Annotated in this window: 21 protein-coding genes, 3 pseudogenes and 1 riboswitch; of the genes and pseudogenes, 20 read left to right on the forward strand and 4 right to left on the reverse strand. The window is 63.1% G+C overall.

Going from position 1 to position 19,758, the window contains the following annotated elements; genetic code table 11:
• Nucleotides 1-92 precede the first annotated feature (92 nt).
• Complete coding sequence (locus tag ACZXDY_RS32495; protein WP_155255047.1) at nt 93-257, reverse strand: hypothetical protein; 165 nt, start codon at nt 255-257, stop codon at nt 93-95.
• A gap of 578 nt (nt 258-835) precedes the next feature.
• On the opposite strand from ACZXDY_RS32495, the gene ACZXDY_RS32500 reads away from it, so the two are divergent.
• Complete coding sequence (locus ACZXDY_RS32500) at nt 836-1,945, forward strand: IS630 family transposase (protein WP_130578126.1); 1,110 nt, start codon at nt 836-838, stop codon at nt 1,943-1,945.
• A 602-nt stretch (nt 1,946-2,547) separates the two neighbouring features.
• On the opposite strand, the pseudogene ACZXDY_RS32505 reads toward ACZXDY_RS32500, so the two are convergent.
• Nucleotides 2,548-3,816: pseudogene (locus tag ACZXDY_RS32505) on the reverse strand (IS256 family transposase).
• Between the two features lie 1,098 nt (nt 3,817-4,914).
• Between ACZXDY_RS32505 and ACZXDY_RS32510 the strand changes: the two are divergent.
• The 8 genes and pseudogenes from ACZXDY_RS32510 (at nt 4,915) to cobJ (ending at nt 9,822) form a co-directional block, all read left to right on the forward strand.
• The gene (locus ACZXDY_RS32510) at nt 4,915-5,097 is read left to right on the forward strand and encodes a hypothetical protein (protein WP_028162308.1); all 183 of its coding nucleotides are present in this window, start codon (nt 4,915-4,917) and stop codon (nt 5,095-5,097) included.
• Nucleotides 5,098-5,118: 21 nt separating this feature from the next.
• Nucleotides 5,119-5,414 (forward strand): annotated as a pseudogene (locus ACZXDY_RS32515) (CobD/CbiB family cobalamin biosynthesis protein); the annotation flags it as partial.
• Nucleotides 5,415-5,466: 52 nt separating this feature from the next.
• Complete coding sequence (locus ACZXDY_RS32520; protein ID WP_080663589.1) at nt 5,467-5,667, forward strand: hypothetical protein; 201 nt, start codon at nt 5,467-5,469, stop codon at nt 5,665-5,667.
• Nucleotides 5,668-5,784: 117 nt separating this feature from the next.
• Nucleotides 5,785-6,001: riboswitch (cobalamin riboswitch) on the forward strand.
• Between the two features lie 94 nt (nt 6,002-6,095).
• Nucleotides 6,096-6,467, forward strand: coding sequence for a DUF1636 family protein (locus tag ACZXDY_RS32525; protein ID WP_130229647.1), 372 nt, complete (start codon nt 6,096-6,098; stop codon nt 6,465-6,467).
• Nucleotides 6,468-6,564: 97 nt separating this feature from the next.
• Complete coding sequence (gene cobG, locus ACZXDY_RS32530) at nt 6,565-7,728, forward strand: precorrin-3B synthase (protein ID WP_464348341.1); 1,164 nt, start codon at nt 6,565-6,567, stop codon at nt 7,726-7,728.
• Nucleotides 7,728-8,357 carry a precorrin-8X methylmutase gene (locus ACZXDY_RS32535; RefSeq protein WP_463718971.1) on the forward strand — a complete coding sequence of 210 codons (630 nt, stop codon included), beginning with the start codon at nt 7,728-7,730 and terminating at the stop codon, nt 8,355-8,357. The genes cobG and ACZXDY_RS32535 overlap by 1 nt, the downstream gene beginning before the upstream one ends.
• Nucleotides 8,358-8,359: 2 nt before the next feature.
• The gene (locus tag ACZXDY_RS32540; protein WP_028162313.1) at nt 8,360-9,091 is read left to right on the forward strand and encodes a precorrin-2 C(20)-methyltransferase; all 732 of its coding nucleotides are present in this window, start codon (nt 8,360-8,362) and stop codon (nt 9,089-9,091) included.
• On the forward strand, nt 9,088-9,822 hold the full coding sequence (cobJ, locus tag ACZXDY_RS32545; protein WP_028162314.1) for a precorrin-3B C(17)-methyltransferase: 735 nt from the start codon (nt 9,088-9,090) through the stop codon (nt 9,820-9,822). The genes ACZXDY_RS32540 and cobJ overlap by 4 nt, the downstream gene beginning before the upstream one ends.
• On the opposite strand, the gene ACZXDY_RS32550 is transcribed toward cobJ, so the two are convergent.
• Nucleotides 9,798-10,544, reverse strand: a complete 747-nt coding sequence (locus tag ACZXDY_RS32550; RefSeq protein WP_028162315.1) for a cobalt-precorrin-6A reductase — start codon at nt 10,542-10,544, stop codon at nt 9,798-9,800. The two genes, cobJ and ACZXDY_RS32550, sit on opposite strands and share 25 nt — an antisense overlap.
• On the opposite strand from ACZXDY_RS32550, the gene cbiE reads away from it, so the two are divergent.
• The 7 genes from cbiE to cobF all read left to right on the forward strand — a co-directional run bounded on the left by cbiE (nt 10,543) and on the right by cobF (nt 16,578).
• Complete coding sequence (cbiE, locus tag ACZXDY_RS32555; RefSeq protein ID WP_463718970.1) at nt 10,543-11,724, forward strand: precorrin-6y C5,15-methyltransferase (decarboxylating) subunit CbiE; 1,182 nt, start codon at nt 10,543-10,545, stop codon at nt 11,722-11,724. The genes ACZXDY_RS32550 and cbiE overlap by 2 nt on opposite strands.
• Nucleotides 11,721-12,089 carry a cobalamin biosynthesis protein gene (locus ACZXDY_RS32560; protein WP_464348342.1) on the forward strand — a complete coding sequence of 123 codons (369 nt, stop codon included), beginning with the start codon at nt 11,721-11,723 and terminating at the stop codon, nt 12,087-12,089. The genes cbiE and ACZXDY_RS32560 overlap by 4 nt, the downstream gene beginning before the upstream one ends.
• Nucleotides 12,086-12,868 carry a precorrin-4 C(11)-methyltransferase gene (cobM, locus tag ACZXDY_RS32565; protein ID WP_464348343.1) on the forward strand — a complete coding sequence of 261 codons (783 nt, stop codon included), beginning with the start codon at nt 12,086-12,088 and terminating at the stop codon, nt 12,866-12,868. Before ACZXDY_RS32560 ends, cobM begins: the two co-directional genes overlap by 4 nt.
• Nucleotides 12,868-14,178 carry a cobyrinate a,c-diamide synthase gene (locus ACZXDY_RS32570; protein ID WP_464348344.1) on the forward strand — a complete coding sequence of 437 codons (1,311 nt, stop codon included), beginning with the start codon at nt 12,868-12,870 and terminating at the stop codon, nt 14,176-14,178. Before cobM ends, ACZXDY_RS32570 begins: the two co-directional genes overlap by 1 nt.
• Entirely contained in the window at nt 14,175-14,903 is a 729-nt protein-coding gene (gene cobA / locus ACZXDY_RS32575) for a uroporphyrinogen-III C-methyltransferase (RefSeq protein ID WP_464348345.1), read from the forward strand. Before ACZXDY_RS32570 ends, cobA begins: the two co-directional genes overlap by 4 nt.
• 202 nt (nt 14,904-15,105) lie before the next feature.
• Nucleotides 15,106-15,783: an energy-coupling factor ABC transporter permease gene (locus ACZXDY_RS32580; protein ID WP_028162321.1), complete on the forward strand. Its 678-nt coding sequence runs from the start codon at nt 15,106-15,108 to the stop codon at nt 15,781-15,783.
• Between the two features lie 45 nt (nt 15,784-15,828).
• Nucleotides 15,829-16,578, forward strand: a complete 750-nt coding sequence (gene cobF / locus ACZXDY_RS32585) for a precorrin-6A synthase (deacetylating) (protein ID WP_028162322.1) — start codon at nt 15,829-15,831, stop codon at nt 16,576-16,578.
• A 129-nt stretch (nt 16,579-16,707) separates the two neighbouring features.
• On the opposite strand, the pseudogene ACZXDY_RS32590 reads toward cobF, so the two are convergent.
• A pseudogene (locus tag ACZXDY_RS32590) lies at nt 16,708-17,040 on the reverse strand (PepSY domain-containing protein); the annotation flags it as partial.
• 220 nt (nt 17,041-17,260) lie between these two features.
• Here ACZXDY_RS32590 and ACZXDY_RS32595 point away from each other — a divergent pair.
• From ACZXDY_RS32595 to ACZXDY_RS32610, 4 genes are all read left to right on the forward strand, one after another.
• Nucleotides 17,261-17,512, forward strand: a complete 252-nt coding sequence (locus ACZXDY_RS32595; RefSeq protein ID WP_028162324.1) for a helix-turn-helix domain-containing protein — start codon at nt 17,261-17,263, stop codon at nt 17,510-17,512.
• Complete coding sequence (locus ACZXDY_RS32600; RefSeq protein WP_464348346.1) at nt 17,512-18,819, forward strand: type II toxin-antitoxin system HipA family toxin; 1,308 nt, start codon at nt 17,512-17,514, stop codon at nt 18,817-18,819. Before ACZXDY_RS32595 ends, ACZXDY_RS32600 begins: the two co-directional genes overlap by 1 nt.
• Before the next feature lie 82 nt (nt 18,820-18,901).
• The gene (locus tag ACZXDY_RS32605) at nt 18,902-19,180 is read left to right on the forward strand and encodes an RES family NAD+ phosphorylase (RefSeq protein WP_463719447.1); all 279 of its coding nucleotides are present in this window, start codon (nt 18,902-18,904) and stop codon (nt 19,178-19,180) included.
• Nucleotides 19,181-19,192: 12 nt separating this feature from the next.
• The gene (locus tag ACZXDY_RS32610; RefSeq protein ID WP_464348347.1) at nt 19,193-19,429 is read left to right on the forward strand and encodes a hypothetical protein; all 237 of its coding nucleotides are present in this window, start codon (nt 19,193-19,195) and stop codon (nt 19,427-19,429) included.
• Nucleotides 19,430-19,758 lie beyond the last annotated feature (329 nt).

The raw sequence follows: 19,758 nt of genomic DNA on the forward strand, positions 1-19,758 counted from the left end.
ATCCTGCCTTGCGTGCAGTAATGCAAGGGCGTGCGCAACGGCCAAAGCGGCCGCGCCAGGCCTTTCCGCGGATAACTTGCGCGGCGAGTTAGTCATCGGGAGCCGGGCTCCTGCTCGATCATTTCGACATTGAGCGGTGCCGTGAGGCTTTCGTTGGCGAGCGCCGCGGTGTCGCCGACGACGCGGGCGATCGAGAAGACAGCACATTCCTGCAGCTCGAGGTCAAGGATGGCGGCTATGATGGCGAACACCGTCACCTCATCGTCTCCCTGTTTGCGGCCACCAGCATACGTCGCCCATCGATCAGTGCTTCGCCGGCGAGCTCTGCGACGTCGCCATAGCCGCGGCACACGCCTTTGTTCTGTTACCTATCGGGCGAATGCCGGAAGCGTTGATCATCCGAACATCATGCTCAGGCGAGGCCAAAACGGAATGAACGCTATGAGCTCATCGTACGATCGGATGCGACAGGAAAGGAAAAGGAGGGCAGCCTGCCGGTCGGGTCTTCAACCCGCGTATTTGGGGCGAAAGTCCATCTCGGCCCAAACGAGTCCCTGTCTCGCCATTGATTTCGTTATCATCGGCCGGCACTCGAAGCCGCGCGCAGACTGTTATGAGCGGCAGAATAGCGATCAGCTTCGTTGAATTTCCTACGTTTTCGTTCGATTTCGATCGCGTTCGTTGCGCTTCGTTGATGCCGTTTCTAGTGCGAAACTGGTCCGATTGCACAACTCTCCTTTCGGAGGACGGACCATCGCATCGGGGTCCCTAGTCATCTGGAACGCAAGTTCGTCACATTAGTTGATAGTTCGAATCTCTACAGAGGAGAGTGCGAGTGGCTAATGCAGGTGAGCGAGGCCGGCCGATTGCGCCGTTAATGCTGAATCCGCAGGAGCGGGCGTACTTGGAGAGGCAAGTTCGTCGTCATCGTGTTGCCCGGTCGCTGTCTGAGCGATGCCGCGCGATCCTGCGATGTGCGGATGGCTTGCCAAGCAAGTCTGTAGCTGCGGAACTCGGCCTCCACGAACATACCGTTGGCAAGTGGCGCCGCCGATTCTTGAAGGACCGCTGTGATGGCCTGCTTGACGAGGCCCGCCCTGGCCGCCCTCGCACCATCAACGACGATCAGGTCGCTGCCGTGATCGAGCGGACGTTGCGTACGACGCCGGCCGATGCGACGCACTGGTCGATCCGCTCGATGGCTGCGGAAACCGGCTTTTCCCACACCACGATCCGCCGAATGTGGGCAGCGTTCGGCTTGCAGCCGCACCGCAGCCAGACGTTCAAGCTGTCGAGCGATCCACTGTTCGTCGACAAGGTGCGCGATATCGTCGGCCTTTACCTATCCCCGCCGAACCGAGCCCTTGTCCTCAGCATCGATGAGAAAAGCCAGATTCAGGCACTCGATCGCGAGCAACCGGTCTTGCCGATGATGCCTGGCGTACCGGAACGTCGCACGCACAGCTATGTGCGGCATGGTACGACCTCGCTGTTTGCCGCGCTCGATGTCGCCTCGGGGTTCGTCATCGGCAAATGCTACAAGCGCCACCGCGCAGTCAAGTTCTTGAAGTTTTTAAAAGAAGTCGATGCCCAAGTTCCTGAAGGGCTCGATGTCCATATCGTCATGGATAATTACGCCACCCACAAGACACCCAAGATCAAAGCGTGGCTCGCACGTCGACCTCACTATCATGTTCATTTTACGCCGACGTCCGCGTCATGGATCAATCTGGTCGAGCGCTGGTTCGCTGAACTCACCAGAAAGCAGATCCAGCGAGGTGTCCACACCTCCGTCAGGCAGCTCGAGACCGACATCCGTACCTTCATCGACCTGCACAACAGAAACCCGAAGCCCTTCAAATGGACCAAGTCCGCAGACCAGATTCTGGCCTCGGTCAAACGCTTCTGCCATAAAGCCCAGCAGACCTTATGTGGCGAACTTTAGATTCACGTGACTAGCTGGTCACCTACAAAATCGCTTAAGAAGTTTACCCATTGCAGGCGGCTGCATCGCGCACCTAGAAGGTGTCGGCCTGTTGCGTTGCAGTTCGATTCCTGCGGTCCCGCGGTTTGATTCCGATCGCATTTGCCGCCAACCAGATGCTGGAATTGTCCTGCACTTCCGGCGCCGCAATCTGTCCCTGGCCGGCGCCGAATTGGACAGACAAGTTATTGATTTCATTTGGCATTTTATGACGGCGAAATCTCGGTACCAACACGAATACCAACGTTGGCATTCCAAGAATCTGCGCGGATTGTCAGGGCGTGGCCGGCGGTTCCAGTCGCTTCCGGCCATTTTTAGCCCACGATTTCTCATCCCAAACTAGGATTTCATACGATATGGTGCTGGCTATCGTACCCGTGAACGCGAATTGCGACATCGCGTAGCCGGTAGCAGTCGGGTTGTCTCTGAGAACTGATCCCTCGCGCCAATGGCGTACTTCGGCTTCGACCGCACGAGCGAAATCGGAGGATCGGCAGGTTATGGCGCAAACCGGACATTGGAGCCTATGACGGAGCTATGCGGAATTTTGGGTGATGAGGTGATCAGGCGGCGTGGTTTGCCGGCATTTGGATGACCTCGATGCCGTCGTTGAATCTGACACCTGCGATGACCTTCGGCAACTGATTTGTGCCTTTGAGCCGCCGCCAGGTCTTTGATGCGGCGATCACCAGTTTGAACACCATCAGCCTGGCGGTGGTTGGCGACAACGAGCCCTTGGTGTGCACCGTCCGGTGCCGCACGGTGGCGAACACGCTTTCGATGGGGTTGGTCGTCCGCAAGTGATCCCAATGCTCGGCAGGAAAGTCGTAGAAGGCCAGCAGGGCGTCGCGATCCTTGACCAGACATTCGACCGCCCGGCCGTATTTGGCGCGGTATTTCTCGGCGAAAACGTCGATCGCCGCTTCGGCGGACGCCCGGTTCGGCGCCCAGTAGACCTCGCGCAGATCCTTCTTCATGGTGGCCTGCACCGAGAGCGGGACCTTGTCCAGGACGTTCACGGTCTTGTGCACCCAGCATCGCTGGTGCCGTGTGCCGGGACAGACCTCGTCGAGCGCCTTTCAGAAGCCGAGCGCGCCGTCGCCGACGGCAATTTCCGGGGCGATCTGCAACCCGCGCCGCTTGACGTCGATCAGGAGCTCACGCCAGCTCTGCGCGCTCTCCCGCACGCCGACCTGGAAGCCGATCAGTTCCTTCTTGCCTTCCGGCGTCGCGCCGATCAGCACCAGCATGCACTCGCCGTGGTCTTCCATGCGGGCCTGCAGGAAGACGCCATCGGCCCACACATACACGTATCGTCGCGCCGACAAATCGCGCCTCTGCCAGCGCTCGTACTCGCCTTGCCACTCCGCGGTCAGCCGGGAAATCACCGCGGGCGACAGGTTCGGTGCGTCCTTGCCCAGCAAGGCCGTCAGCGCCTCCTGGAAATCGCCGGTCGAGATGCCGCGCAGGTACAGAATCGGCAACAGCGCATCCAGGCTTCTGGTCCGCCGTGCCCACAGCGGCAGGATCGCCGAGCCGAACCGGATCCGCTCACTATCGCCGGCCGCCCCACGGTCGCGAATCTTCGCCCGCGCGACCTCGACCGGACCGATGCCCGTCGCAATCGTTCGCACCGGGCCGTAACCATGCCGCACGACACGGGCGCGTCCGTCGGCAAGCTTCAAATCCTTCATCGTGGCAAGAAAGGTCTCGACTTCGACCTCGACGGCCTGCGCCAGAAGCTGCCGCGCACCAGCACGCAGGATATTGGTCAGTGGATCGTCGATCTCGTCGGGCTGACGGAGCGGGACAATGTTGCTAGTCTCGTTCATGGCGTATCGCTCTCCTTGAGAGGTTCTGGCAGGCTTCGACACCCGCCTCGATACGCCGCCTATCTCAGTCCGTCATCACCCAGTTTCCCGCATAGCTCCCTATGACGAGGTCGCCGAAGGGCCAATACCGGAAGTAGCCAGCCTAATCGATCACCCGGTCGATGCGGGCGCTGAACGTCGGCGAAAATTCGAGCGATCCGCTCCGTCAATCTTCCGCGCGCCAGGTGACTACCTATTCAAATGCCGCGATTGCAAGCACAACGGCGGCAAGGATCGGACCTGCATCGGCGACAAGCGGGCGATCATGTGCGCTGACTGCGCCTACGCACTGCCCAATGATCACGAACCTAGAAATATCGCCACGGACAAGCACCCGCAATCTGTGCGTTAGGAACTTTGTTCAATCTCAAGATCCTTCTAATATTTGCACTGCCGCAGGCAGGACAGAAGTACCAAGACTCACTTGCGATTACCCTCGGACCCGGACTGGGATTGCTACCGCACATCGTTCGATGACATTGAAAACCGTCACAAGCATCATAACCGATGAATGCAACTTCAGGGGCGGGATAACCTGAACAATACACTTTCGTTCCAGTCCAGCATTTGTCACCGTCCCCTTTTGAATCACTCCTCACGTATGTCATTCCCAGATCGGTGCAGTCTGCTGGCGACCCAAAGCGAAATGGGGCTGTCCCGATCCAGATTCCCCGGCTCCGCAAATGCATCCCTGGTTAGCAAGATAGCGCTTACTGCGAAGACTATCCTGAATAGGATCATAGAAGAGCCTCCCTATCTGTGACAGATGTGGAGGGGGATATCTGACCCACCGCAGAAGATATTTGAGCAACCAGAGACGCCTGTAAAGAAAGATCCGTATGTCGCACGACTCACCAGTGGTCAATCGCGCTCATTGCTTTCCTTTTGCTTCATGATTTCGCGGAGAGACTTCGGCCGCGGAGGTGACCTGTAGCGGCCCTCCCACGAGGCCGCGATCACGCCCTCGAAGGGAGCTTCCCCCGAGTGCAACTCGGCATTCCGCTATCGGTTGTGACTAGTTTAGCGTTCGCCGCGCCAGGCCCTGCCACCGAAATGCCCATGCCGATCCTCGACGAGACAACGCAGCCTGATCCGGCAGGGATGGAGGAGGTGCTAAATCGAAATGACCATCATACGCTGGATGCGAAGGACCATCACGGGTCGATGTCGCATTTGGGTCAAACTGAAGAAGAACGTGCGGTGATGGCCGAACAATTCGCAGGCGCATATTTGCTGAAGTAGAAATCCCGGCTTGGTCGGGGTGGGGTACCTGGCATTGCCGGCTACAAGGCGATCAACGCACTGGACTCTATGATCGGCCATCATACGCCGCGACACGAAGCTCTTGGTTGGGCTGCGGCGCGCGCATCGATGATGTGGCAAACTTCATTCCAGCTCGCCTGACCGCTGTTCTCTTCGTGCTGCGCGCCCCGGTCTTCGCAGGGTGGTCATGCATGATGCGCGATGCGAACCGGCGCCGCTCGATTAATGCCGGCTGGCTCGAAGCCGCCATAGCTGGAGCGCTCGGCGAGCGGCTCAGCGGTCCGCGAGCGTATCACGAGACCATCGCGGCGGGAACTCGAGGCGCTCGCGAGGGCTGAGCTCGCGATCGTGGTCAACCCGAACGATCCCGACGGAAAGCATCATGATCAGAGTGAACTTCTTTCGATCCTGCCGCGTGTCGGCCGTCTAGTGATCGACGAAAGCTTTACCGAGCTAGCCCTGGCTTATCACCTGCGCCCGATCAGTCCCTCTTCGCCGCCCTTGGTCGCCCTGATCTTTCGCGGACCATCTCCTTTTTCGCCATTTTGATGGCGTGGCGGGCGTCGGTGGAGCCCTCGGGCGCGACGATGTCCCCGTCCTCGGCGGCATCTGGTTCGGACATCATCCGGCGTGGTCCCTTTGGCTTGACAAGTTGCGGCCCAGAGCAAATGGTCGGCCCGCGTTGGTGCCTGTTCTGCGACAGGCGAAGAGGGAATGCGATAGGGCTCGAGCCAAACGGCTTGGCCTGAAAAGCAGCCGCCCCCGCGACCGTGACCGGAGAGATGCCCGAAGCCACTGATCAGCTGGGGATCGGGAAGGCGGGGATCGAAGGGAAAGACCCTGCTCCGCAAGCCGGGAGACCTGCCAGCGCAACGTTGAGACCGGCGGACGGGGTGTTCCGCGACGGGGAAAGCGAAGCCTCCTCAAGGACGGTTCGTGCACCTCATCGCTTCCCGCCGTCAATTCAGGAAGGGGCGATGATCGTCACTCTTCACGTTTGCATCACATGCCGCCCGGGCCAGACGCTCGGGGAAGGCGAGATTACGCCCGGTGCGCGCCTGCATGCCGCTATTCTCGACGCGGGCGTGCCTGACGGCGTCGTCGTTCCCGTCGAATGCCTGTCCGCCTGTAACCAGGGCTGCTCGGTCGCGCTCAGCGCGCCGGGACGGTGGTCCTATGTCTACGGTCGCTTGTCCGATGGCAACGCGCACGACGTGATTGCCGGCGCGTCAGCTTACGCGGCGGCACCCGATGGCATCGTGCCATGGCGCAGCCGGCCGGAGATCTTCCGCAAACAATCGCTCGCTCGCATTCCACCTATCGCCGCCCTGCCAGAAGCCGCGGAATGAACACGCTCGCAAAAGTCCCTGTCACGGTCGTCACTGGCTTGGCATCACTCTGGAAGACGCGCCGAAATTCGATCGCGGCTGCGCCGCGCGAGGCGTCATGAGTACGGTCGCTATCAAGGGCTGGTGCCCTGGCGCGTTGCGGCCGATGCAGTCAGGCGACGGGCTCGTGGTCCGCGTGCGCCCCTATGGCGGAAGGCTCGATGCGGCACAGGCGGCAGGGCTGGCTGATCTGGCAGAGTGTTACGGCAACGGCTTGATCGACTTGACCAGCCGGGCCAACTTCCAGATCAGAGGCGTGAGTGATCAGGGACACTTGTCTCTGCTCGACGGTCTCGCCCAATTGAAGCTGCTTGACCATGATCCGGAGGCCGAGTCGCATCGCAACATCCTGGTGACACCGTTCTGGGGCATAGGCGATGACACGCGTTCGCTCGCAGCCGAACTGGAGCAGGCCCTTGCCGGCAGTTGGCTAGCTCTTCCGACCAAATTTGGCTTCGCTGTCGATGACGGCAAGGAACGGGTGCTTGCTGGCGCATCCGCGGACATTCGGATCGAGCGTGGCCGCGCGGGCGGCCTTTTGGTGCGCGCCGATGGCGCTGAGTTTGGTCGCTCCGTTACGCGCGGCGACGCTGTGAGCGTTGCAGTCGCGCTTGCCGAATGGTTCATTACCTCAGGCGGCACCAGCGGCAGGCGAGGGCGCATGGCCGCCCACATCATGGCCGGCGCGAGATTGCCGGATGCACTGCTCGGTAGGACCGAGCCCACACCGACGATCGCTGTGCCTCGTCCCGGTCTTTGTCCGCTGGGTGCGATGGTCGGCGTCGCATTCGGGCAACTGCCCCATTCGGCACTTCGGCTTATTGCCGCAGATGCGCAAGGGTTGCGTATGACACCGTGGCGGATGATTCTTGCTGAGGGAGCACGCACGATGCCGCGCGGTGCGGACCTCATCACCGAGGCCGATGAGCCAGCGCTTCGCGTCATCGCTTGCAGCGGCGCGCCGCGCTGCCGCGAGGCTCTTGCCGATACCCGCACGCTGGCTGCCGCGCTTGCGCCGCACATCGCCGCGGACGCGCGCCTCCACGTTTCGGGCTGCGCCAAGGGCTGCGCGCATTCCGGGGCGACCGCGATCACGCTGGTTGCGACCAGCGCCGGATTCGATCTCATCCGCGACGGCTCGCCGCGCGCCGCGCCAGTTATGCGTGGCTTGAGCCACGGCGTCATCATCGAAAATCCCTCCATGCTGGCGGGAGGACGCTGATGCCGCACATTTATGAAGCCGACGGTGCAGCGATCTATCGACAGTCCTTTGCCACCATCCGCGCCGAGGCGGACTTGACGCGCTTCACGCCCGATGAAGAACAGGTGGTCGTGCGCATGATCCATGCCGCCGGCATGGTAGGGCTCGAGGCCCATATCCGTTTCACGCCCGGCATGGTGGCGGCGGCGCGGGATGCGCTGCAGGCCGGCGCGCCCGTACTTTGCGACACGCGTATGGTGTCCGAGGGGATTACACGCGCGCGGTTGCCGGCGGTCAATGCCATCGTCTGCACGCTCGGCGACCCCGCCGTTCACGTACTGGCACAATCCATGCGCGATACCCGTTCGGCCGCGGCACTGGAACTGTGGCGACCGCACCTCGATGGCGCCCTTGTCGCGATCGGCAACGCGCCCACCGCGCTGTTTCACCTCCTCAACATGCTGGAGGATCGCGATTGCCCGAGGCCGGCTGCAATCATTGGCTGTCCGGTCGGCTTCGTCGGCGCGGCTGAATCCAAGGCCGCGCTGATGGCCGATCCGCCGGCGCCCGCCCTGACAATTGAAGGACGCCTCGGCGGCTCGGCGATCACCGTCGCCGCCGTGAACGCGCTCGCGAGCCGGAGCGAATAGCGATGGGGCGCATCATTTGCTGCGGCCTCGGGCCAGGCAATCCGGACTTGATGAGCGTGCGCGCGGACCGCGAGGTGCGCGCAGCCAGGCACGTCGCCTATTTCCGCAAGAAAGGGCGTCCCGGTCAGGCCCGCCGCATTGTCGAAGGCATGCTGGCCGCCAATGTCTCCGAATATCCGATGGAATATCCGGTCACCACCGAGCTCTCCTTCGACAGTCCGGATTACCTTCGCGTGCTCGCCGGCTTCTATGAAGAATGGGCGGAGCGTCTGGCGCGGCTTGCGCTCGCGGTCGATGTCGTCGTGCTCTGCGAAGGCGATCCCTACTTCTATGGCTCCTTCATGCATTTGCACGCGGGCCTGCGAGGCCGCGTCGAGATCGAGGTGATCGCGGGCATTCCGGGCATGGCCGGCTGCTGGAATGTGGTCGGTCAGCCGATTGCGTTGGGCGATGACGTGACGACCGTCTTGATGGGCACAATGGCGGAGGATGAACTCGAACGGCGGATGCGCAATTCGGACGCGCTCGTCGTCATGAAGACCGGGCGCAACCTCCAAAAGGTGCGCCGTGCGCTCGCCTCCGCCGGTCGTCTCAATGATGCCTGGCTGGTCGAGCGCGGCACCATGCCGGGCGAGCGTGTCGCGCGGCTGGTCGATGTCGAGGAAACCGATTGCCCCTATTTTGCAATCGTGCTCGTGCATGGAACGGGATGGCGCGCGGACAACATCGCATGACGGGATCGCTGACGATCGCGGGACTTGGGCCGGGCGATGAGGCGCTGGTCACGCCGGAGGTGACGGCCGCGCTAGCTACCGCGACCGACATTCTGGGCTATGCGCCCTATGTCGCGCGCGTAGCGCCGCGCGAAGGGCTCACGTTCCATCCGTCGGACAATCGCATGGAGTTGCAACGCGCAGCCCACGCATTGCGGCTGGCATCAGAGGGACGCAACGTGGTGCTGGTATCCTCTGGCGATTCCGGCATCTTTGCGATGGCTTCTGCCGTGTTCGAAGCACTCGAAGAGACGCCGCAATACCAGGGGCTTCCGATCCGGGTGCTCCCTGGCGTGACCGCAATGCTGGCGGCGGCCGCGCGCGCCGGCGCGCCGCTCGGACACGATTTCTGTGCCATTAATCTCTCCGACAATCTGAAATCGTGGGCGGTGATCGAGAAACGGCTGCGGCTTGCGGCCGAAGCTGATTTTGCCATCGCGATGTACAATCCGCGCTCGGCGAGCCGGCTGGAGGGATTTGGACGCGCGCTCTCAGTGTTGAAGGAGGCCGGGTGCGGCGACCGTCTCGTGATATTCGCGCGCGCGGTCAGCACACCCGATGAGCGGATTGAAATGATCAAATTGAGCGAGGCGTTGCCCGAGATGGCCGACATGCGTACGCTCGTGATCATCGGCAATTCGGCGACGCGACGCGTTGGCCGCTGGGTCTATGCGCCGAGGCACGCCCGATGACCGAGCCATTGCATCACCTCGGCCACGCTTTCCATCCGCGTCCGCTCAGGCAGAGGCGGCCGCGAGATCATGATCACGGGAAGGCCGAGCGCACGCGCAGCGTCGATTTTTGCGCGCGCGCCTTCGCCCCCGGAATTGCGGGCGACAATCCATTCGATGCCGCGCGTGCGCATCATCTCCAGCTCACTTTGAAGAGTGAATGGCCCGCGCGACACGATGACGTCGGCATCGAATGGCAGTGCGCCCTCGGGCGGGTCGACGAATCGCAAGGTGTAGGCATGCTGCGGCTTCGCGCCGAACGGCGCGATGTGTTGCCGGCCGATGGCAAGAAAGACGCGCGCCCGATTTTCCGGCAAGGCGGCGACGGCGGACGCGACATCCGCAACCTCGATCCAGTTATCGTCAGTCGCCTTGGCCCAAGGCACACGCTCGATCGCGATCAGAGGCGTTCCGCTTGCCGCGCACGCGGCAGCCGCGTTGCGGCTCATTTCGGCCGCAAACGGATGGGTTGCATCAACGACATGCGTAATGGCTTCGCGGCGAATATAGTCGGCAAGTCCGTTCGCGCCGCCGAATCCACCGACGCGGGTGGGCAGTGGCTGGTCGGCGGGGTTGCGGGTGCGTCCGCCATAGGAATAGATCGCTTCGAGGCCCGCCCGCGCAATTGCTGCAGCGAGCAAATTGGCCTCAGTCGTTCCGCCCAGAATGAGGGCGCGCGTCATGGCTGATCCCTGGCTGACCATCATCGGTATCGGCGAGGATGGCCTTGCCGGCCTCTCCGAGGCAAGCCGAAAGGCGCTTTTTGAAGCCGAAACCGTCTTTGGTGGCGAGCGCCATCTTGCGCTCGCAGGCATAACCGAACGCACCCAGCCCTGGCCAGTGCCGTTCGATGCCGACGCTGTGCTGAGCTGCCGCGGCCGCCCGACGGCGGTGCTCGCCTCGGGCGACCCGTTCTGGCATGGCGTCGGCGGCAGTCTTGCGGAGAAGCTCGAGGCAGGCGAGTGGATCGCGCATTCCGCGCCTTCGACATTCTCGCTCGCCGCAGCGCGGCTCGGCTGGCGTCTTGAGTCCGTCATCTGTCTCGGACTGCACGCCGCGCCGTTCGAACGGCTCGTGCCGCATCTCGCGCGCGGCGCACAGATCATTTGCCTGGTGCGCGATGCCAGGGCGGCTGGTGACCTTGCGAGATGGTTGACAGAGCAGGGGTGGGACGCATCGTCGTTCTGGACCCTCGCCGCGCTGGGCGGCCCACGTGAGAAGATCATGCAGCATCGCGCAGACAGCTATGCCGGTGATTTGGCCGATGGCCCGGTCGCGGTTGCGCTGAAGGCCAGCGGAGCACAAGGCATCACCCGCAGTTCGGGGCTGCCGGACGATCTCTTCGCGCATGATGGCCAGATGACGAAGCGGCCGGTGCGTGCGCTCGCTCTTTCGGCGCTGGCGCCGCGACTGGGCGAACGGTTGTGGGATATCGGCGCAGGCTCTGGCTCGATCTCGATCGAATGGGCGCTGTGCGGCGGGATCGCGGTGGCCGTCGAGGCGCGCGATGACCGCGCCGCGAACATCCGCCGCAATGCAGCGAGTTTCGGGCTGTCGCACCGGGTCACCGTCATTGGCGGGACTGCTCCCGACGCTCTCGCTGCACTTGAAACGCCGGATGCTGTGTTCCTCGGCGGAGGTCTCGACAGCGCGATGTTCGATGCCGTCTGGTCGCGCGTTGTCCCGGGTACGCGGCTGGTCGCGCACGCCATAACGCTCGAGACGGAAGCGTTTCTCGTGGAACTGCACCATCGCCACGGCGGCGGGTTGATGCGGATCGAGCTCGCGCATGCAGGACGACTCGGCCATTACCGCTCCTGGGAGGCGACACGGCCGGTCGTGCAATGGAGCGTGGTCAGATGAAGGTCGCGGGCTTGGGATTCCAGCGCGACGCCACGCTCGACGCGCTCCGCGAAGCGCTCGTGGCGGCCGGCGGACCCGCCGGAATCGCGGCGGTGGCAACCGTTAGCGACAAGGCGGAAGCGTGTGCCCTGAAGTTGCTCGCGCGAGAATGCGGCGTGCCGATCAAGGCGATTCCAGCTGAAGTTCTGACAGGCATCGCAACGCCGACTCAGTCAAAACTCATCAGGGACAAGTTTGGCACGGGATCGGTCGCCGAGGCTGCCGCGCTCGCCGCGGCCGGCCGTCGCGCGCGGCTAATTTCGAGGCGGTCGATCTCGCAGGACCGGACGGCAACCGCTGCCATTGCGGAGGGAGACGGCGAATGACGGTGCATTTCATCGGTGCAGGGCCGGGCGCCGCGGATCTCTTGACCTTGCGTGGCCGCGATCTCATCGCCTCTTGTCCGATCTGTCTCTATGCCGGCTCGCTGGTGCCGGCGGGCGTGCTGGCGCATTGCCCGCAAGGCGCGCGAATCGTTAACACCGCGCCACTGTCGCTCGACGAGATCATCGCAGAAATCGCAGGTGCGCATGCCGACGGCAAGGATGTGGCACGGCTGCACTCGGGTGATCTCTCGATCTGGTCGGCGATGGGCGAACAATTGCGCCGCCTGCGCGCGCTCGGTATTTCCTATTCCGTGACGCCGGGTGTTCCCGCCTTTTCCGCGGCCGCGGCAGCGCTGCAAGCTGAGCTGACATTGCCGGGGTTGGCCCAATCGGTGGTGCTGACGCGTACGCCGGGCCGGGCCAGCGCGATGCCGGAGGGCGAGAACCTCGCCGCGTTCGCCGCAACCGGCGCGGTGCTCGCCATTCATCTGTCGATCCATTTACTCGATAAGTTCGTCGCCGAACTCGCGCCGCATTACGGCGCGGACTGCCCGGTGGCGATCGTCTGGCGCGCGAGCTGGCCAGACCAGCGCATCGTCCGCGCCACGCTCGCCACAGTTGAAGCCGCTCTTGGTGCTGAGCTCGAGCGGACCGCACTCATCCTGGTGGGCAAGACCTTGGGTTCGGAGGAGTTTGCCGAGAGTCGTCTCTACGCCGCCGACTATGATCGCCGCTACCGGCCGATCGGGCCGGTACCGCGCTTTCCGGAGGCGTCGTGATGGGGGCGGGCCTCGTCATCTCGGCGCCGGCCTCCGGCGTCGGCAAGACGACGCTGACGCTGGCGCTCGCGCGCGCCTATCGCGACCGCGGATTGAAGGTGCAGTGCTTCAAGAGCGGGCCCGATTATATCGACCCGGCGTTTCATGCCGCCGCCGCCGGATGCCCGTCCGTCAACGTGGACAGTTGGGCGATGGATCGCGCGGCGATCGAGCACCTCGTTGGCCGTGGTGCGGATGCCGACCTCGTTCTAACCGAGGGTTCGATGGGCTTGTTTGACGGCGCGGCCGCACGCGGCGTCTCCGGCACCGGCGCCACCGCCGACATTGCCGAGATGATCGGTTGGCCAGTGCTGCTCGTGATCGATCCGTGCGGACAGGCCCAGACGGCCGCGGCCGTGGCCGCGGGTCTGCGCGATTTTCGCGCGGGTGTGCGCCTTGCCTGTGTCGTGTTGAATCGCGTCGCGAGTCCGCGCCACGAGGAGCTCGTGCGCAGTGCCTTCGCCAATGCCGGCATACCCGTGCTCGGGGCCTTGCCTCGCCACGCCGAAATCAGCTTGCCGAAACGGCATCTCGGCCTGGTGCAGGCGGAGGAGCAGGCTCAGATCAGTGGCCTGATCGGTGAGGCCGCGCGCTTCGTCAGCGCGCATGTCGATCTCGACGCCGTGCTGCAAGCGGCGTCCAGCTGGTCGCCGCAACCGTCCGCGCGCGGGCTCGGCGTCGATCCGCCCGGTCAACGCATCACGCTCGCTCGCGATGCGGCGTTCTCCTTTGTCTATCCGCATATGTTGGAGGCCTGGCGCTCCGCGGGCGCCGAGATCACGACCTTCTCGCCGCTCGCCGATGAAGGCCCCGATGAAAGCGCCGATGTGTGCTGGCTGCCCGGCGGCTATCCCGAACTGCACGCCGGCCGCCTCACGGCCAACGCACGATTTCGCACCGCTCTCCGCGCCTTTGCGGCGACGCGCCCCGTGCACGGCGAATGTGGGGGCTATATGGTGCTGGGTGCGGCTTTGGCGGATGCCCAAGGCGCGCGCCACGAGATGGTCGGCTTGCTCGGTCTGGAGACGAGCTTTGCCAAACGTCGCATGCACCTCGGCTATCGTCTCGCCGAGCTCGCGGCGCCGATCCCTGGACATCAAGCCGGCGCGCGCTTGCGTGGCCATGAGTTTCACTATTCCACGATCGTCGCACAGCCAGATACGCCGCTCGCAGTCGTCCGCGACGCGACCGGGGCGATCGTCGCCGAGACCGGCTCGCGGCGCGGTCACGCGACCGGCACATTCTTTCACCTGATTGCGGAGGACCGGTGAGGGGCTTCGTCTCTTTCATCTCCGCCGGTCCCGGCGATCCCGAGCTCCTGACGTTGAAAGGGGCCGCGCGGCTTCGCCAGGCCGACGTCGTACTCTATGACGATCTCGCGTCAGGCGCGATCCTCGACCGTGTCCGTCCCGGCGCCAATCTCGTCGCGGTTGGAAAACGCGCCGGCCGTCCCTCGACCAAGCAGCAGCATGTCAACCGGCTCCTGGTCGACTATGCCTCGACCGGCGCGCGCGTGGTGCGCCTGAAATCCGGCGATGCCGGCGTCTTCGGCCGTCTCGAAGAGGAGATCGAGACGCTGCGCGCGGCTGATATCGGCTATGAGATCATTCCCGGCGTGACCGCGGCCTGCGCTGCCGCCGCGCAGGCCGGCGTTCCGTTGACGCGACGCCACACGTCGCGCCGGGTCCAGTTCGTGACCGCAGCCGATGTCACCGGCGAATTGCCGCAAAATCTCAATTGGGCGGCCCTCGCCGATTCGGAAGCAACCACCGTGGTCTATATGGGCCGGCGGACATTCCCCGCTCTGGCGGCAAAGCTGATCGCGCATGGTCTTGCGCCTGATACCCCGGCGCTGCTTGCGGAATCCTTAGGCCACTCCGATGAGCGGCTTGTCCGCACCACCATCGCAGAGCTCGCCGAACGTCTTGCGCAAGCCGAAGCCGTGACCAAAGCCGCCGTCATTCTGTTCGGCGCGCTTGCAGGAGATTCTGCCTGATGATGTCGGCGTCCGCCCTCGCTCGCCCCTTGACGCCTGCTGTTCGAAAAGAGCACACAAGAGGGCATGGTGCTCGAAGCGGCGCAAAGCGCCGGAACATAATCGGGAATGGGGTAGGGCGGACCCATTGCGCGCGCCCGGAAGCCCCGGCCGCCCGTGGACCCAGGGCCGTCGGGTGTGACGGCAGGAAGGACTTGAGATCATGCATATCGAACCGGGAATCGTAACGGGCGCCAAGCTCGTGTTGAGTTATGCGACGGGCATCGCCGCGGGCGCTGTCGCGCTCAAGCTCGCGGTCGAGACCGTGCGCGAGCAGGGCATCGGATCGTTGGCTGTGCGGATAATGGCCACGACAGCGCTTGTGCTCACGTTCTTCGAGATCCTGCCGCATTTCTCGGTCGGGGTCTCCGAGGTGCACTTCATCCTCGGCTCGACGTTGTTCTTATTGTTCGGCGCGGCGCCAGCTGCCTTGGGACTTGCGCTCGGTCTACTGTTGCAGGGACTATTCTTCGTGCCGACCGATCTGCCGCAATACGGCATGAACGTCACGACGCTGTTGGTGCCACTATTTGCGATCCAGGCGCTCGGCCAGCGCATCGTTCCACGCAACACGGCCTATGTGGACTTGCAATATCGCCAGGCCCTCGCGCTCTCGACTGCATACCAGTCGGGCATCGTGGCGTGGGTCGCCTTCTGGGCGCTCTATGGTGCGGGCTTTGGCGCCGCCAATCTCGCCAACATCGCGACCTTCGCGGCGTCCTATGCGCTAGTCGTATTGATCGAGCCGTTGGCCGATCTCGCCGTGTTGGCGCTCGCCAAATCGCTGCGTGCCGTGACCGCGGAGGGGTTCGTCACCCGCCGCCTGCACAACGCTGCCTAGAGACAATGCGAACGGCGGCCGCCATGGCCGCTCTTCGCTCAAGCAATGCTCACGATCTCCTTGATAGGCATCGGTTGCGGCGATCCCGAGCAACTCACGCTCGCGGCAATCCGTGCCATCAACGCAGCCGATCTCATTCTCATTCCGCGCAAGGGAATGGCGAAGTCCGAGCTCGCCGAATTGCGGCGGGCCATTTGCAAAGACGTACTTACCAATGCAGCGGCACGCATCGCGGAATTCGACCTGCCGGTTCGTGACGCAGACGAAACGGATTACCGCAAGCGCGTGGACGAATGGCACGACGCGGTCGCCGCAACCTGGTCGCAGACGATCACCGGCCATTTGGGACGCGAGGGGCGGATTGCGCTGCTGATCTGGGGCGATCCTTCGCTCTATGACTCGTCCCTGCGCATCGCGCGACGGCTCGATCCCACACCTATGATCGAAGTGATCCCCGGCATAACGTCGATCCAGGCATTGTGCGCGGCCCACGCGCTGCCGTTGAACGATGTCGGCGAGCCTTTTCTGGTCACGACGGGACGGCGGTTGCGCGAAGGCGGCTGGCCGCCCGGCACCGATACCGTGGTCGTGATGCTCGACGGTGGCACGGCGTTTCAGTCGCTCGACGCGCACGGCCTGCACATCTGGTGGGGCGCCTATCTCGGTACGCCGGATCAGATCATTATGTCGGGCGAGCTATCCGAGATGGGTCCGCGCATCACTGCCGCGCGGCAGGAGGCGCGCGCACGGCACGGGTGGATCATGGACAGCTACATTCTCAAACGTAGATCGTGAAGCGGCCATTCGTCGCGCGAACGGAACAGAGGTACGGCAACATGCTCCCTCAATGGGTCTATCAGAAGTGCCCCGGAATCTCTGCCGTCCATCGCGAGGCGGCCGTCGCGGTTGCTCTAAAACTGTCCGCTAGGATCGCAGTCGCCGCCAACCTATCACGATACCGCTCGTCGACACGACGATTCCAATGAGCGACAGGAGCACCATCACGGTGTCCCATGCCGGGCGATGGCGCAGCAGCAGCGGAAAATCTAGACTGTGCATGGCATTGAATAGCCAGCGATACGTCCGGCGGCTATTGTCGACGCGGCCGAGAATGTCGCCATTGCGCGGATCAATGTAGAACCAGCTCTGAGCCGCGTCCTCGAAGCCCACGCGCAGCACCGGCAGAGGGCGCTCATTGTGATGCGAATACCAATAAGCATCGAACCACGTTTGTGGGTGCGCTTCTCGATCCGAAGCCGGTGAACGCGCACTTGCAGGACACCATTCGTCGTTACCGCAAGCTCATGGGGAATGAGGAGCGAGAGCCTGAAAGCCGCCCGCAGGGTAGGAGGGCGGCTATACGCTAAAGCGTATTTATATGGTGTATACGCTGAAAGGTATATCCATTTTTAACCTCTGAAGCGTATATTGACATTTAACCTCTAGAGCGTATACGGCGTGCCTAGAGAGGTACGCCGTGGACCAGATCGCCCGAACGCCCAAGCAAATCGGAGATGCCATCCGCCGGCAACGCCGCAACCTTGGCCTGAACCAGACCCGCGTCAGGGACAAGACAAAGCTACGGCAAGCAACTATCTCGGCCGTCGAGAGTGGCGCGCCCGGGACTCAGCTCGGAACGCTTTGTGATATTCTCGCAGCGCTCGACCTCGAGTTCGTTATCCGTCCCAGGACGAAGGCAAAGCCGGCCGAGATCGAGGACATCTTTTGATGGCTCGCCCGCGGCGGCATATCCCGCTCAATGTCTTCTTGAACGGCCGTCTCGTCGGGCGCCTGAACAGGCAATCCAGCGGCGCAATCGACTTTCAGTACGATCCGTCCTGGCTTGCCTGGGAGCATGCGCTGCCCGTGTCGCTATCTCTGCCTCTGCGTGAGGACCGCTATATCGGTGCGCCTGTCATCGCCGTCTTCGACAATCTCCTGCCCGACAGCACGCCCATCCGTCGTCGCATGGCGGAGCGAGTCCACGCTCAGGGCATCGACGCTTACGACCTACTTGCCCCTGTCGGACGGGATTGCGTCGGCGCACTGCAATTCCTGCCGGACGGTATCGAACCCGGCGCCGCCGGTGCTGTCGACGGCAGACCTGTTAACGACAAGGAAATCGCGCAGCTTCTCGGCGACCTTGCATCGGCTCCCCTTGGGCTTGGCGAGGACGAGGACTTTCGGATCTCGATCGCCGGCGCCCAGGAAAAGACCGCGCTCTTGTTCTGGAAAGGGCGTTGGTACAAGCCGCTGGCGACTACAGCTACGACGCACATCCTCAAACCGCAGATTGGCCGACTGCCGAACGGCATCGATCTTTCCTACAGCGTCGAGAATGAGTTCTTCTGTCTCAAGCTGACAGCCGCCCTTGGGTTTCCGAGCGCCCCGGTCGCCATTGAGGAGTTTGAGGGTAACCGCGTGCTCGTGGTCGAGCGGTTCGATCGCCGCTGGACCAGCGACAACCGTCTCCTGCGTTTGCCCCAAGAGGATTGCTGCCAGGCTTTGTCCGTGCCGCCATCCTTGAAATACGAATCCGAGGGCGGGCCCGGTATTCCAGCTATCCTCAATCTGCTGAAAGGGAGCGATCAGCCAGAGGCAGATCAAACGACGTTTCTGAAAGCCGTGATTGCCTTCTGGCTTCTCGGTGCCACGGATGGGCACGCCAAAAATTTCAGCGTCTTTCTCTCTCCCGGCGGTCGCTTCCGCATGACCCCGCTCTACGATGTGATCTCAGCGCAGCCCAGCCTCGACGCAGGCCAGATCAAGCGTAACAAGATAAAGCTGGCCATGGCCGTCGGTGATAGCCGTCACTACGTCGTCGACAGCGTCATGCCGCGCCATTTTGTCCAGACCGCTGCCAAGGCAGGGATTGGCGCGGGACTCGTGACCGCGATCTTCGATGAGCTGCGCGCACAGGCGCCGGCGGCGGTCGAACAGGTCACCGCGGCGCTCCCGAAGGCATTTCCTGCCGAAGTCGCTGATAGCATCAATAATGGGGTCAAGGCTCGTCTGCGCAGGTTGGAGCATGCGTGATGCCAAAGATCGATGTGCCACCAGTTAATCGAAGCCGAGGGGCATCTCTGCCCATCGCCACGCTGGACCAGCGAGATTGATCATGGGGCCAAAGCTCGATTCAGCGATGCTCCAGAACTGGAATCTGGCCCCATTCACCTATGAGAATCCCGAGGGCACAACATTCTTTGCCCCCGAGCGATCCTGCCTGGAGCTCGCCGACACGCCCCAAACGGCCCTGGCGGTCTCGATCGCGCGCCGTTCGCGATTCCTGTCGCGCACAAAGGAAGCGGCAGCCGGCCTCGACATGCGGATGTTGAAGACCCCCGTCGAGGGGAAGTTCATCGACCTGCGCACCGTGTCGGCCGAACTTCCGCGATAGCAACGCTGGTCATTGGGCAACGCGGTCCCAGCCGACATCGACGGTGTCCTGTTTCGGCCGGCCGAGCGCCCCACGGCCACGGCGATTGCCGTCCTCAAGGGACAGGCGCTCGGCCGATCGATTCAGACAACGCACTATCGCTTTGAATGGAACGGCGTTCGCATCGACAGGCTCTACGCCTTCGACGAGGAAGGTACTGTCCTGCAACCCGAGATTCTCGCGGGAAAGGAGGAGGTTCTTGCAGCGTAGAATCGAAATGGCGCTGTCCTGGGCAAAGGCCGTTTGGCGCGCGATCTGGTCACGCCGACCATTCACGCCGCGTCGCTCGCCCACGCAACGACACACGCCGGAACCGCGGACCCGCCTTGCGCATTGGCGGGGGACCGGTTCAGCACCAGCAGGCCATTGGACCGCCTGTCACCCCTCCACCGAGCACATCTTCAAGGCCGAGGTCACGTGTTCGCATGGTCACCGACTTACACTCAAGGGGCATTCCATCAGCGCCAGGGGCCAGATTCAGCCGAGCGTGATTTGCAGGCATCCCGGCTGCGACTTCCACGAATTCGTCATGCTCGACA

Source organism: Bradyrhizobium sp. LeoB3 (assembly GCF_055456055.1).

Excerpts from the sequence above, each read along its gene's own strand:
- ACZXDY_RS32510 (WP_028162308.1), top strand. The coding sequence starts at position 4,915 with ATGCCGATCCTCGACGAGACAACGCAGCCTGATCCGGCAGGGATGGAG.
- ACZXDY_RS32525 (WP_130229647.1), top strand. The coding sequence starts at position 6,096 with ATGATCGTCACTCTTCACGTTTGCATCACATGCCGCCCGGGCCAGACG.
- cobG (WP_464348341.1), top strand. The coding sequence starts at position 6,565 with ATGAGTACGGTCGCTATCAAGGGCTGGTGCCCTGGCGCGTTGCGGCCG.
- ACZXDY_RS32535 (WP_463718971.1), top strand. The coding sequence starts at position 7,728 with ATGCCGCACATTTATGAAGCCGACGGTGCAGCGATCTATCGACAGTCC.
- ACZXDY_RS32540 (WP_028162313.1), top strand. The coding sequence starts at position 8,360 with ATGGGGCGCATCATTTGCTGCGGCCTCGGGCCAGGCAATCCGGACTTG.
- cobJ (WP_028162314.1), top strand. The coding sequence starts at position 9,088 with ATGACGGGATCGCTGACGATCGCGGGACTTGGGCCGGGCGATGAGGCG.
- cbiE (WP_463718970.1), top strand. The coding sequence starts at position 10,543 with ATGGCTGATCCCTGGCTGACCATCATCGGTATCGGCGAGGATGGCCTT.
- ACZXDY_RS32550 (WP_028162315.1), bottom strand. The coding sequence starts at position 10,544 with ATGACGCGCGCCCTCATTCTGGGCGGAACGACTGAGGCCAATTTGCTC.
- ACZXDY_RS32560 (WP_464348342.1), top strand. The coding sequence starts at position 11,721 with ATGAAGGTCGCGGGCTTGGGATTCCAGCGCGACGCCACGCTCGACGCG.
- cobM (WP_464348343.1), top strand. The coding sequence starts at position 12,086 with ATGACGGTGCATTTCATCGGTGCAGGGCCGGGCGCCGCGGATCTCTTG.
- ACZXDY_RS32570 (WP_464348344.1), top strand. The coding sequence starts at position 12,868 with ATGGGGGCGGGCCTCGTCATCTCGGCGCCGGCCTCCGGCGTCGGCAAG.
- ACZXDY_RS32580 (WP_028162321.1), top strand. The coding sequence starts at position 15,106 with ATGCATATCGAACCGGGAATCGTAACGGGCGCCAAGCTCGTGTTGAGT.
- cobF (WP_028162322.1), top strand. The coding sequence starts at position 15,829 with ATGCTCACGATCTCCTTGATAGGCATCGGTTGCGGCGATCCCGAGCAA.
- ACZXDY_RS32600 (WP_464348346.1), top strand. The coding sequence starts at position 17,512 with ATGGCTCGCCCGCGGCGGCATATCCCGCTCAATGTCTTCTTGAACGGC.
- ACZXDY_RS32605 (WP_463719447.1), top strand. The coding sequence starts at position 18,902 with ATGGGGCCAAAGCTCGATTCAGCGATGCTCCAGAACTGGAATCTGGCC.